This is a genomic window from uncultured Parabacteroides sp., from assembly GCF_947855115.1.
GTDB lineage: Bacteria > Bacteroidota > Bacteroidia > Bacteroidales > Tannerellaceae > Parabacteroides.
The window spans coordinates 20,233-33,429 of record NZ_CANTZW010000004.1; the positions used below are offsets into that span (position 1 = coordinate 20,233).

Here is a 13,197-nt window from a genome sequence, read left to right on the forward strand (position 1 = left end):
AGATCATAGCAAAGAAAGAGTTTCATGTTAGCAGCCATTCACATACAGTTAATCGTTGGTACAATATTCATCATATTGTATAGTGTCACGATACTGGGGCTGGTATTGGTCATCATCACAGAGAACCGGAATCCACTAAAGACGATCCCCTGGGTAATCGTCTTATTGTTAGCGCCCGGTATCGGATTGCTTTTCTACTTCTTCTTCGGACAAGACAACCGGAAACAACGAGTCATATCAAGGCGTACCTACAAACGCATCATGAAGAGGCCGCAAGAGGATAAATTGCCTCAAGATGCCTGTGTAGTTCCAGACCCTTACAAACCCTTATCGACCCTGTTGACCAACACGAACCAATCTTCCCTATTATACGGGACGCAAATCACGATCTACACGAACGGGGCCGACAAATTCAAAGATTTGCTGGAAGAGATCAAGAAAGCGACCCATCATATCCATATACAATATTATATATTCTGCGATGACGAGATAGGACGGCAAGTGCAACAGCTCCTTATCAAGAAAGCGAAAGAAGGCGTGGAGGTACGCGTGCTTTACGATGACGTGGGTTGCTGGAACGTAAAGGATCGCTTCTTTAAGGAGATGAAAGAGGCGGGTATCGAGGTGTACGCGTTTTTGAGGGTAGCTTTCCCCGTGCTCACCAGCAAGGTGAACTACCGGAACCACCGCAAGATCGTCGTGATAGACGGGAAAGTAGGTTTCATGGGAGGTATGAATATAGCCGATCGATACGATAAAGGAACCACCTGGGGGATATGGAGGGATACACACTTCAAATTCGAGGGGAAAGGAGTGCACGGGCTTCAATCCGTGTTCTTAATCGATTGGTATGTGATCAGTAAAAAACTCCTGAACGACCGGATTTACTATCCGGCAGCCCGCATCTATAGCGATAATATCATGCAGATCGCTACCAGTGGCCCGGTTGGTCAATGGAGGACTTTGCTGCAAGCCACGATTTTCGTGATTGCCAACGCCAAAAAGTATGTCTTTATACAAACCCCTTATTTCCTTCCAACCGAGGGACTGAACCAAGCGTTGCAAACCGCGGCCTTAGGGGGAGTAGATGTCCGTTTGATGTTGCCTAAACGCTCCGATACTCGTTCCGCAAATATGGCCAGCCATTCCTTTATTGACGAGATGGTAAAAGCCGGCGTAAAGGTGTACCTTTACAAACCGGGATTCCTGCATTCCAAGCTGGTGGTGTGTGATGACGCATTGGCAAGCATCGGATCTGCCAACATGGACTTCCGAAGTTTCGAGCATAATTTTGAGATCAACGCCTTCGTATACCAAAAGGAATTCGCCTTACAAATGAAACGTATTTTCATACACGACATGCATCATTGCGAGCGCCTGATCCCGTCTCGCTGGCTAAAACGCCCGCTCAAGCAACGTTTGGCGGAATCGTTTATGCGTCTGTTCTCTCCCCTTCTTTAAGGAAGATGCTAAAGTTCACGGAACCATATACCCGGCGCTGATAAAAATAAGGTAAGGAGGAGAAATCATTGGCCTTGGGATGTTCCATGACAAATATCCCGCCATCTCTCAGCAAGTCACGGTCGAGAATTAGGGAAGGTATTTCCGGTAATTCCGGCAAGGCATACGGAGGGTCGGCAAAGATAAAATCAAAACCCTGCCGGGGGGCCGAACTTAAATAACGGAAAACATCCCCACGTATCAGGGTCAACGCATCCGTCTTCAACTCTTTCGCAACCTTGGCGATAAAAGAGGCATGAGCGTTGTTTTTCTCTACGGCGGTCACATTCCGGCATCCTCGCGAGATCAACTCAAAGGAGATGCTTCCGGTTCCGGCAAAAAGGTCTAGCGCATCCATGCCTTCCAGATCCACCAAGTTATTCACTACATTAAAAATATTCTCTTTCGCGAAATCCGTCGTGGGACGTGCGCTAAACGAAGAGGGCACGTCAAAACGGCGACGACCGTATATACCGCTTATTATTCGCATACTAACAAAGATATTAAATCCATAGGGGCTTTCGCCACATCCGCTCCCAGCAGATACGTTTCCGATGGAATTTCCATCGGCTCGACATGGCGCAAATAAATTCGCAACCGCTCCATAACCCGTGTCTGTGAAGAGGATTCTCCCAATAAATACAACCGGTCTTCTTCTTGGTCTAATCCAACCTGCCTCCACACATATAATATATAATACATTATATCGTTTAGCTGATCGACCTGGTAAGAGTTTACAAACAAGAGTTGCCCTTGGGCGTAACACACCACGTCCATTCGCTTCCGCTCTATCACGACATACATTTGCCGGGTTAAACCGGCCCCGCTCCATCTCTTCCATAGCGTTAGCGGGGAAGTCATATAATGGGAGAAAGCCGGGTGTAACAGAGAACGAGAACAAAACTCGTAGACCTCCTCGTCTACGCCAAACACCAACTTAGCCCGTTGCTCTCTCAAGGTATCGACCAAGCAATGCCGCCCAGAGGCAGAGAAACTAAAATCCAGCAACCGCTCTTCCTTATTATCTAAGAAATAATCATTCGGGACTAAGCTATATATCGGAGATACACAGATCACATGAATCCTCTTATACATCCATGCAAGGAAATCATTGGCGAAGAAGAACTCCTTAAGGGAAATGATGAAAGATACCGCCCGGTCAAATTCCACTTCCCTGTAAAAGAAACTTCCTCCAACCGAGGGCTCGTACCCGGAAAAAGAAAGTCCACCCGACCGAAGCCGGATGGACACTATATACTTTTCCGAATTATCAGTAGTTAACGTATCAGGAACGCTGATAGTCATACGAGCCACTGATTATTCCCAGTTACCTGCGTTGTTATTAATTTCCTCCAAGGAACCTACGCGCAATCCCGGGAACTTACCTTGTTTCTCGGCTTTGTCGATCAAGTTGAAAGTCAACTGAGCGTCCATACCACGCAAATACTCTTTGTAAGGAACCTCACAAGCGAATACTTTGATCTCGTAACCGGAACCAGACTTTAAAGTAGCCGTATCCATCTTGAAAGTAATCTTCTCGCCCGGAATAGCCGGCACATAACGCATACTTGCTACGTCATAATCCTTACCCAGCAACGTATCTTTAGCCAATACCCACATGGTATCACGTCTGATTAAACCTTTCTTAACAGCTTCCTGCTCGGTCATACCCTTCTCTAATTGTTCGTCAGTCAATACACCTTCCTTGATCAAGAACGGTAATTTCTCCGTGTTCAAGAATTTCTCCAAGTCGTCGAAGCTTCCGGCATGCGTCTTATGCATGTTCTTGTATTCGATCTGAGCCTTACGAATGTCGATCAAACGGGCAATAATCGCGTCGTCACGAATCTCTTTTTCTGCATCGTATTCCCTCGGTGCCTGAATACTTCTATAGCACATGTAAACTAGCAGTACAACTGCGGCAGCTAATAAAATCTTTAATGTAACTTTCATGGTTTGTATTGTTTTTTGAATTTATTTCGTTCGGCAAATTTAAAAAAGAATATTTAATACACTACCTTTATCGCGAAAATTATTGCGATCAAAATGATAAATAGTTACATAAGCCATCAAATCGAACGAAATTTTCCTTATAAACCGACGGAGGATCAGTTTTTAGCGCTCCATACGCTTACCGAATTCCTCTTGTCTGAACAACCAGACAGCCTTCTGCTGATGAACGGTTACGCAGGAACCGGAAAGACCTCCTTGGTCGGGGCTTTGGTGAAAACACTTAATGAATTAAAGCAAAAAGCATTCTTGCTGGCTCCTACCGGACGGGCCGCCAAGGTTTTCTCGGGTTATGCTGGCCAAAAAGCGTATACAATTCATAAAAAAATCTATCGCCAACGAGCGTTTTCCAATGAACCGACAGGATTCATGCCTGCGGATAATTTACATAAAGATACACTTTTCATCGTCGATGAGGCCTCTATGATCGCCAACGAGGGCTTGGATTCATTCGTTTTCGGCTCCGGACGTTTACTGGACGACTTGATTCAGTACGTCTATTCCGGCGACAACTGCCGCCTGGTCTTAATGGGAGATATCGCCCAGCTTCCTCCGGTGACGCAAACGGAAAGTCCCGCCTTGAATCCCGAGGTACTACGGGGCTATAACCTACAGGTTTGGGAGATAGCGTTGACCCAAGTCGTACGCCAAGGCGAGGATTCCGGTATCTTATATAACGCAACTCGGTTACGAGACGCCCTACGGAACAGTACGGTCGAGAGCTTTCCGAAATTACGATTAAAGGGTTTCTCCGATTTCACGAAAGTCAACGGGGATGAACTGATCGAGGAAATATCCTCAGCCTATAGCCGTGACGGTATAGAAGAAACAATGATTATCTCCCGCTCGAATAAACGGGCTACGATTTATAATAATGGTATACGTAACCGAATCTTATACAGGGAAGAAGAGTTATCGTCCGGCGATCGTTTAATGGTAGCCAAGAATAATTATTACTGGACGGCGAATTGTAAAGAAATGGATTTTATAGCGAACGGAGAGATTATTCAAGTAATACGGGTACGTCGTGTCACGGAGATGTATGGCTTTCGTTTCGCCGACATCACGGCTCGTTTTCAAGATTACGATCTGGAGATCGACCTGAAAATCCTCCTGGATACTTTACAAACCGATTCTCCCGCACTTCCCAAAGAACTAAACGACAAGCTGTTCTACAACATATTAGAGGATTACGAGGATATTCCTACCAAGGCGGGTAAAATGAAAAAGATGAAGGTAGATCCTCATTACAACGTCGTACAGGTAAAATACGCCTATGCGGTAACCTGCCACAAAGCGCAAGGCGGTCAATGGATGAACGTATTTCTCGATATCGGTTACATCACGGAGGAAATGCTCGGCGAGGATTTCTACCGTTGGCTCTACACGGCTTTTACCCGGGCTACTCATCACCTGTATCTGGTGAATTTACCGGATGAGTTCGTCGGATGATTTACAATATTTTAAGATCGAAACTGGCAACATTGGCAAGAAATACGTACTTTTGTTGCAGAACATACATATGTCCGGATGATTCGCAACATCTGAAAAACATATTGAAATGGCAAACAAGGAAAAAATAGATTATCTATTGGCAGATATCAGGGAGTTGGAGAGGTTGGCAACCGGAATGAGGGATGCGGAAATCTATCCCGCCTCTTTCTTTAACCAGACATTCCAGTTAACCCACAAGGTATTGAAGGAACTTCATGCGTTGGAAGAGTTTCAGCTAGAGGTTTTGCGTAAGCAAATGGAGGAACATCAACGGCTTATCGATTCCATTCCCGTAGGCAAGCCTTTACAGATGCCGGAAATAAAACCGGTTCCGGAGACATCCCCTGCCACCGAGGTCGTACAGGTAGAAGAACCTATCGTTGAGACAATCACCCCGATAATCGAGGAACCGACCGTTGAAGAGTCTATCGTCGAAAAACCGGTGGTCGAGGAATCGACTGTCGAAGAACCGCTCCCGCAGGAAAAGATCATGCGAGAGGTTATCCCTACGAAAGAGACAGAAATTCCCCATAAAACCGTATTAGCGGATAAATCAAGCATCTCACTGAATGATATTTTGGAAAAGAAAAAACTTTCTGATTTCCGCAAGGCATTCAGCTTAAACGACCGTTTTCGTTTCCGGAGGGAATTATTCGGAGGAAACGAGGAGAAAATGAACAAGGCGATCGCAGACCTGAACGATCTCAGTTCGTACGAGGAGTCGATCTCTTACCTGAGCAAAGTATTGAATTGGAATATAGAAGACGCCTCCGTAGCCGATTTCGTCAAGCTATTGGAAAAGCGTTTCTCTTAATTATAGTATGATATGGCAAAATTGACTGTAGTCCCAACTCCTGTCGGCAACTTGGAAGATATGACGTTCCGGGCGATCCGTATTCTAAAAGAAGCTGATCTTATTTTAGCGGAAGATACCCGTACGACCGGCATATTGCTGAAGCATTTCGAGATACAGAACAAGATGCAATCCCACCACAAATTCAACGAGCATAAGACGGTGGAGCAAATCGCCGCCCGTATCAAGGGAGGCGAGAACATCGCCCTTGTCTCCGATGCCGGTACGCCGGCCATCTCCGATCCGGGATTCATGCTGGTAAGGGAATGTGTTCGCCAAGGGGTAGACGTAGAGTGCCTGCCCGGAGCTACAGCTTTCGTGCCCGCTTTGGTCGCATCCGGATTACCGAACGAGAAATTCTGCTTCGAGGGGTTCCTTCCCCAAAAGAAAGGAAGACAGACCCGGTTGAAAGAACTAGCATCGGAATACCGGACTATTATTTTTTATGAATCACCTTTCCGTTTGGTCAAGACATTGACGCAATTCGCCGAGTTTTTCGGAACGGACCGCCAGGTATCAGTATCTAGGGAGATCTCCAAAATACACGAGGAGACCGTACGAGGTTCCTTAGAAGAAATAATCCGGCATTTTACCGTGAACGAACCTAGAGGTGAGATTGTTATTGTATTAGCAGGCTTAAAAGATAAAAAAGAAAAAGAGACAGAAAAAGATGTTTAACTTAACAAGCAAAAAAGAAAATGAAGAAAGTATTATTAGTATGTGTCTGCACAGCCATGCTGGCCTCTTGCGGCCAAAATTCAGCGGATTACAAGAAATTAAAGGCTGAGAATGATTCTCTGCGTATCGAGAATACGAAAAACACGGAGGAACTTAATGATATGCTCTCCACCCTAAATGATATTGAATCTAATTTTCAATCTATACGTGATGCCGAGAATTATTTGACAATCCAACAACAAACCGGGGGTGAGTTAAACTTGTCACGCAGGGATCAAATCAAGCAAAACATGCAATTGATCAGCGAGACCTTGAAGAAGAACAAAGAACAAATCAGCCAGTTGGAGGAAAAATTGAAGAAAAGCGGCATCCAATCCGCCGCGCTACGTAAGACGATCGATCGCCTTTCTTCCGAACTGGATCAAAAGGCAACGATGATTGTCGCCTTGCAAGAGGACTTGGCGAAAAAGAACGTGCGTATCCAAGAATTAGACGAGATGGTAACTTCCTTGAATGAGGACGTGGAAAATCTAGCCACTACCGCAGCCGCGCAATCCGAGAAACTGAACGCTCAGGACAAAGCCCTTCATACGGCTTATTACTGCTTCGGAACTTCCAAGGAATTGAAAGAGCAGAAGATTTTATCCGGTGGCGGATTGTTCTCCAAGTCTAAAGTATTGCAGAGTGGTTTCAACAAGGATTATTTCATCTCCATCGATATCCGTGAGGTAAAGGAAATCCCTTTGTTCGCAGGCAAGGCAAAACTGAAATCCAATCATCCGGAAGGGTCTTATGAGTTCATAGAGGATGAAGATGGCAACTTGAGCTTGAAGATCAATGACGAAAAAGCTTTCTGGAGCCTAGGTAAATATTTAGTGATCGAAGTTGGATAATGATTTATAAAAGTATATTTATCGATTTGGACGATACCCTTTGGGATACGTACCATAACAATAAAGAATGCCTTGAAGAGCTATATACCGATTACCATTTTAATCGGTATTATGCCTCCTTCGAGGCTTTCTTTAATATTTATATGCCTCATAACTTAGATCTATGGGCCAAATACCGTTCGGGGGAAATAGACCGGCAGACCTTGATCTTAGACCGGTTCCTCTACGTACTTCGCCCATTAGGAATAGAAGACAAGAAAACCGTTTTATCGATAAACGATGATTTTCTGCAACGTACTACCACCAAAACCCGTTTAGTGCCCGGAGCTATCGAACTGTTGGAACACCTTCGCCCGTCTTACCGGTTGTTTATTCTATCCAACGGATTCCGGGAAGTACAATTCAAGAAACTTAGTAACGCAGGCTTGGCCCCTTATTTCGAGCGAATGATCCTGTCTGAAGACGCTAATATACAAAAGCCCCATAAAGGTATTTTCGACTTCGCCTTAAAAAACACGAACTCACGCCGGTCTGAAAGCCTAATGATCGGGGATAGCTGGGAGGCAGATATCATCGGAGCCTATCGATCCAAGATCGACCAGATATGGCTGAATCCGGAAGGATTACCCGCCGAGGGTTTCACACCCACCTACACTGTTCGCTCCCTGGAAGAAATCAAGGCGATCCTATAATCCCGATCCATTTCCAAACGCTTATCATAAGACGTTTGCAACAGGGTATTATAAAGATGCCTGTCTTACTACATATAATAATAAAATCGTCACTTTTTATTGTCCACCAAATAGGGACGGAATCCTTCGGAGTATTCCGTATGGTATCCGCTTCCTGTCGAATCGGAGCAAATAATAAAATACTCAAGACCGGGAACTCCGGCACATAAGGATTTAGCCTCATCCGAACCTAAAACCATAAATGCGGTAGCATATGCGTCAGCGGTCATGGCATCAGGAGCTACGATCGTAGCGCTAAGGATATCCCGCTGTACAGGGCAACCTTCACGAGGATCGATCGTATGAGCGTACTTACGCCCATCTTTAATATAAAAATTACGATAATTGCCAGACGTAGCCATACCCAAGGGTTCCGGGAAACTAACGATCTGCTCAAGCTCCTGATTCAAGCCGGTCGCATCGTCCGTAGGTTTCGTGATGCCCAAACGCCAAGCCATACCCGACGGATTCACCCCTTTCACACGCATCTCGCCGCCAAACTCCACCAAGTAATTCCGGACCCCTTCCTTTTCCAACCTCTGGGCGATCATATCACAAACCGTACCATCTGCCAAAGAAGAAAAGTTCATGGTCAAACGAGGATCGTCCTTCACGATACGGTCTCCTTCTAAACGAACTTTCCGAAAGCCTATAAATTGGCCGACACTATCGATATGGGCAGGAGTCACGCTATCTTTCCGGCTGAAGCCAAACCCCCAAAGATTGATCAAGGGAGCGCAAGTCACATCGTAAGCCCCATTCGTCAAGGCAGATACTTCCAACGCCTTATTAAAGACTTTCTGGAAAAGCGTATCCACCCGTACGTCACAGTTCCGGTTTACCTGGCTGATCACCGAGGTGGAATCAAATGCATTGAACAACCGGTAGAAATATTTCAACTGTTCATCGATTTCCTTATCCAATGGTTTAGTATGCTCAAACTTAATATGATAAGGTGTATGAAGCCTTCCGGAAACCTCATAATACTGAGGAGCCTGTTTACAACTTATCAACAAGATATTAACAAGCAAACAAAGAATAGAAAACCGACTTTTCATATTAGAACTCTGATGTAAAATGAAACTTAATATCCGGGAAATCTTGTTGGGCCATCATCAATACATAGCCAGAATCCGCCAAGTAGACATCACGTCCTTCCTTATCCAATGCCATATACTGCGCCTTACGTTTCTTGAAATTCTCCAAGGCTTGTAAATTATCGCTCTCTATCCAGCAAGCCTTGTATAAACTGACCGGCTCCCATTTACATTGGGCCGCATACTCATGCAACAGGCGATATTGAATGACCTCAAACTGCAATTGACCTACCGTACCGATAATCTTCCGGCCATTGAATTGATTGATAAACAACTGGGCAACTCCCTCGTCCATCAATTGCTCGATACCTTTGTTCAACTGCTTTGCCTTCATCGGATCGGCGTTCTCTATATATTTGAACATTTCGGGCGAGAAGCTCGGAAGTCCCTTGAAATGTAGCTCCTCTCCGGAAGTCAACGTATCCCCGATCTTAAAATTCCCCGTATCCGGCAAACCGATTATATCCCCGGCAAACGCCTCATCCACCACCTCTTTTTTCTGGGCCATGAAAGCGGTCGGGCTACTGAAACGCATCATCTTACCGAAACGTACATGTTTATAGTTCGCGTTACGCTCGAAACGCCCGGAGCAAATCTTCACGAAAGCGATACAGCTACGATGGTTCGGGTCCATATTCGCATGGATCTTGAAAACAAAACCGGTGAAATTATCCTCGTTCGGGTCTACCACACGCTCTACCGCCTGGATCGGGCGCGGCGAAGGAGCGATACGGATAAAGCAATCCAACAACTCCTTTACACCGAAATTATTCAACGCCGAACCAAAGAATACAGGAGCGATATCGCCACCCAGGTAAGTATTCACATCGAATTCAGGATAAACCCCCTCTATCAACTCGATATCCTCACGAAGCTTAGCGGCTTGCTCGGGATCGATATAAGTTTCGAGATCCGGGCTATTGATATCCTTGAACTCCACATTTTCCGTCACATATTGCTTGCTCGGGGTATATAGGTTCAGTTTCTGCTCAAAAATATTGTACACGCCACGGAAACGCTGTCCTATATCGATCGGCCAGCTCAACGGGCGTACCTTTATATGTAATTCTTCCTCTATCTCATCCAGCAAATCAAAAGGATCTTTACCATCACGGTCCATCTTGTTGACAAACACGATCACCGGAGTCTTACGCATGCGGCAAACCTCCATCAATTTACGAGTCTGCGCCTCGACTCCCTTAGCGATATCGATCACGATAATAACGCTATCGACCGCCGTCAAGGTACGAAACGTATCCTCGGCAAAATCCTGGTGACCCGGCGTATCCAAGATGTTAATCTTATGGCCGGAATAATCAAAAGCCATCACGGAGGTAGCTACGGAGATACCGCGTTGCTTCTCGATCTCCATCCAGTCGGACGTGGCAGTCTTCTTGATCTTATTAGACTTCACCGCTCCCGCGACATGGATAGCGCCTCCAAATAACAATAATTTCTCGGTAAGCGTAGTCTTACCGGCATCCGGGTGGCTGATTATAGCAAACGTTCTTCTTCTCTCAATCTCTTCTGAATACTGGCTCATTCTACTTTCTATCTATATTATCTGTTACACCATTCATACAATGGGCCAAGCTGGTCTCCCAATGGGGAATCGTCAGCCCATAAGTGCTTTTTATCTTTCCTTTATTCAATACGCTATAATGAGGCCGGCTGGCCGGTGTCGGATAATCCTTGGTCTCTATAGGTATCACCCGGTTACTCATATCCGCGAGCCGCAAGATCTTTACCGTAAAATCATACCAGCTACAAACCCCCTCGTCCGAGAAATGATAGATACCCGGCACAAATTTACCTTCCCCGGCACGTTCCAGCACGGTAAGCATCGCTACTGCCAAATCACCGGCATAAGTAGGCGTGCCTACCTGGTCGAATATAAAACGTAGCTCATCCCGCTCTTTTCCTAAACGCAGCACCGTCTTCATGAAATTGTTCCCATACTCGGAATACAACCATGCCGTGCGGATGATCACGGAATCCGGACATACCTCCATCAAGGCTTGTTCTCCCGCCAGCTTCGTACGTCCGTATACGGAAACAGGGCAAGTAGCGTCGCCTTCCTGATACGGACGGCAGCTCGTTCCATCGAACACATAATCGGTAGACACATGAATCACCTTAGCGCCCACGGCACAAGCGGCCTCACCCAAGTTACGCACCGCATCCCGGTTGATACGCATACACAACTCCTCATTTTCCTCCGCTTTATCCACCGCCGTATAAGCGGCGCAATTCATGATATATCGAACATCATTTTCCAGGACATATTTCCGGACAGCCTCCTTGTCGCAAATATCCAACGTATCCACATCCGTAAAAAGGAAATTATAGCCGGGATACTGGCCGATACGAGCGCGGATAGAATTTCCTAACTGGCCGTTCGCTCCGGTTACCAAGACAGTCTTCATTTTATTTATATTATTAATCCTCCAGTTTAAGTTCCCCATTCATATCCTCCCGATATTTCTCGGCGAGCAACGCCAAGAAGGAACTGATTTGTTTAATACCCTCCAATGTCTCCGCGCTCACCTCTTTACCTTGCATACGCAAAAGCAAGTAGCCATATAGGGCGGCAAAACAAGTCTCCAACTCCGGCAAATCCTCGCCACCCGATTTAGCCCGGAGCTGTACGATATAAGGAAGCGTCTTATAATAAGCCGCGCCATAAACCATCTCTTTCGGAGATTTCAAAAGGCGAAGATGCAAATCGGTCAGGGAGATAATCACATTCTTATTTAATTGGATATGGCCTTTCTCCATCACCCCCTCGCTACGCATCATCTCGATCAGCTCCTCGTACCATCGGGCGATTTCCTTCTTCACCTCCTCGGGCTGATCGTAATGAGCGATCACCGTGCGATTGATCGAATCCATATCGAACTTGTTCGCCCGGATCAAGTCTTCAACCTGCCACATATAAAGCAGATATTCAGCGATATTCTCTTTTCTTTTTAGCCTAGCTACTATCATATCGGCAAAGATAAGCTATATTCCGATAACGCCTGATAAAAATCCGCGTCTTTAACGCCCAACTGCCGGCAAGCCAAACGTGCCGCGTTCAGATTGATCAAGAAATAGCGATTGGGTATCCGCACCGGATAATCTCCGTAACGGGTATGCAGAAAAGTCTGCCCATCCTTCTCCACGACCGGATGTTGCTCATAAGGAATAGCGGTGATATCGCACCGCACCTCTTGCGCCAGTTGGTTCACGGTAGAGTCTCCCCCGAAATAAATCAATTTCCCTTCCCGCTCGATAGAGGTAGAGAAAGATTGATAAGTAGATAAATAAGCTTCCGGGGTCTCGTGATCCGTCTCGGTAGACCAAGACAGATTCGTCAGGATAGCGATATGCGGACGATAGAATTCCAACTGGAAACGCCTGTCTAAGGCAGAAGTGATATGCTCATCCCCTTCGATCAAAGCGATACGCGCCTCATAACTCAAATGTACCCGGTTCGGAAGCAAGTCCACCTCGCTGGTCAGCGCATAGTCAAACGCCAGTTTTTGCCGACGCAACGCACAAACCATCATGGAAATGATTGTCTTCTTTCCACGGCTACCCGCCACAACAACCCGAGTCTTGGACCGGGTCCGCTGGAATATAAATTCCGGAATGGATTGGATCAACACCCCCAATTCCTTCGCACGCAATAATTCCGGGTTATCTTGCTTTACTTTAGCACCCAAAACCACCGAGTGGATATCTTTTATTAACTTCTCCGGAAACCACCCATCCCCATAACAGGTGCAGCCTGCGTTATGAAGTCTTCCTATCATCTCTTCAGTCAGACCACAACCGGAAGCGCTTACCTCATATCCTTTTTCTCGAAGTGCCAGGGCTAGATCTAAAACCAAAGGTTCGGTTACGGAGATCAAATGAACTTTTCGCATCGTTTTGATTTTAGCGCAAAAGTACGACTT

At 45.9% G+C, this 13,197-nt stretch carries 14 protein-coding genes; 6 read left to right on the forward strand and 8 right to left on the reverse strand.

Annotated features, from left to right (window positions below):
* The first annotated feature begins 24 nt into the window (after positions 1 to 24).
* Positions 25 to 1,461, forward strand: coding sequence for a cardiolipin synthase (gene cls / locus Q0110_RS04570; protein WP_297903238.1), 1,437 nt, complete (start codon positions 25 to 27; stop codon positions 1,459 to 1,461).
* Here cls and Q0110_RS04575 read toward each other — a convergent pair.
* Genes Q0110_RS04575 through Q0110_RS04585 form a run of 3 tightly spaced genes read right to left on the reverse strand, consistent with a single transcriptional unit; the run spans position 1,433 to position 3,453 of the window.
* Positions 1,433 to 1,990, reverse strand: a complete 558-nt coding sequence (locus Q0110_RS04575; protein ID WP_297903249.1) for an RsmD family RNA methyltransferase — start codon at positions 1,988 to 1,990, stop codon at positions 1,433 to 1,435. The genes cls and Q0110_RS04575 overlap by 29 nt on opposite strands.
* Entirely contained in the window at positions 1,981 to 2,805 is an 825-nt protein-coding gene (locus Q0110_RS04580; RefSeq protein WP_297903252.1) for a DUF3822 family protein, read from the reverse strand. The genes Q0110_RS04575 and Q0110_RS04580 overlap by 10 nt, the downstream gene beginning before the upstream one ends.
* A gap of 12 nt (positions 2,806 to 2,817) precedes the next feature.
* Positions 2,818 to 3,453, reverse strand: coding sequence for a hypothetical protein (locus Q0110_RS04585; RefSeq protein ID WP_297903254.1), 636 nt, complete (start codon positions 3,451 to 3,453; stop codon positions 2,818 to 2,820).
* 93 nt (positions 3,454 to 3,546) lie between these two features.
* Between Q0110_RS04585 and Q0110_RS04590 the strand changes: the two genes are divergently transcribed.
* The 5 genes from Q0110_RS04590 to Q0110_RS04610 all read left to right on the forward strand — a co-directional run bounded on the left by Q0110_RS04590 (position 3,547) and on the right by Q0110_RS04610 (position 8,120).
* Entirely contained in the window at positions 3,547 to 4,962 is a 1,416-nt protein-coding gene (locus tag Q0110_RS04590; RefSeq protein ID WP_297903257.1) for an AAA family ATPase, read from the forward strand.
* Positions 4,963 to 5,071: 109 nt separating this feature from the next.
* On the forward strand, positions 5,072 to 5,818 hold the full coding sequence (locus Q0110_RS04595; protein ID WP_297903260.1) for a hypothetical protein: 747 nt from the start codon (positions 5,072 to 5,074) through the stop codon (positions 5,816 to 5,818).
* Between the two features lie 12 nt (positions 5,819 to 5,830).
* Positions 5,831 to 6,535, forward strand: coding sequence for a 16S rRNA (cytidine(1402)-2'-O)-methyltransferase (gene rsmI / locus Q0110_RS04600; protein ID WP_297903263.1), 705 nt, complete (start codon positions 5,831 to 5,833; stop codon positions 6,533 to 6,535).
* 20 nt (positions 6,536 to 6,555) lie between these two features.
* Positions 6,556 to 7,428: a hypothetical protein gene (locus tag Q0110_RS04605; protein WP_297903266.1), complete on the forward strand. Its 873-nt coding sequence runs from the start codon at positions 6,556 to 6,558 to the stop codon at positions 7,426 to 7,428.
* On the forward strand, positions 7,428 to 8,120 hold the full coding sequence (locus Q0110_RS04610) for a YjjG family noncanonical pyrimidine nucleotidase (protein ID WP_297903269.1): 693 nt from the start codon (positions 7,428 to 7,430) through the stop codon (positions 8,118 to 8,120). The genes Q0110_RS04605 and Q0110_RS04610 overlap by 1 nt, the downstream gene beginning before the upstream one ends.
* A gap of 89 nt (positions 8,121 to 8,209) precedes the next feature.
* On the opposite strand, the gene Q0110_RS04615 is transcribed toward Q0110_RS04610, so the two are convergent.
* From Q0110_RS04615 to Q0110_RS04635, 5 genes are read right to left on the reverse strand one after another with little or no spacing between them, the layout of a single operon-like run.
* Positions 8,210 to 9,217 (reverse strand): FAD:protein FMN transferase, encoded by a 1,008-nt coding sequence (locus tag Q0110_RS04615; RefSeq protein WP_297903272.1) that lies wholly within the window; start codon positions 9,215 to 9,217, stop codon positions 8,210 to 8,212.
* 1 nt (position 9,218) lies between these two features.
* On the reverse strand, positions 9,219 to 10,799 hold the full coding sequence (locus tag Q0110_RS04620) for a peptide chain release factor 3 (protein WP_297903275.1): 1,581 nt from the start codon (positions 10,797 to 10,799) through the stop codon (positions 9,219 to 9,221).
* Position 10,800: 1 nt separating this feature from the next.
* Positions 10,801 to 11,682, reverse strand: a complete 882-nt coding sequence (rfbD, locus tag Q0110_RS04625) for a dTDP-4-dehydrorhamnose reductase (RefSeq protein WP_297903278.1) — start codon at positions 11,680 to 11,682, stop codon at positions 10,801 to 10,803.
* A 13-nt stretch (positions 11,683 to 11,695) separates the two neighbouring features.
* Entirely contained in the window at positions 11,696 to 12,244 is a 549-nt protein-coding gene (locus Q0110_RS04630) for a DUF4924 family protein (RefSeq protein WP_297903281.1), read from the reverse strand.
* Entirely contained in the window at positions 12,241 to 13,167 is a 927-nt protein-coding gene (locus Q0110_RS04635; protein WP_297903284.1) for a Mur ligase family protein, read from the reverse strand. The genes Q0110_RS04630 and Q0110_RS04635 overlap by 4 nt, the downstream gene beginning before the upstream one ends.
* Positions 13,168 to 13,197 lie beyond the last annotated feature (30 nt).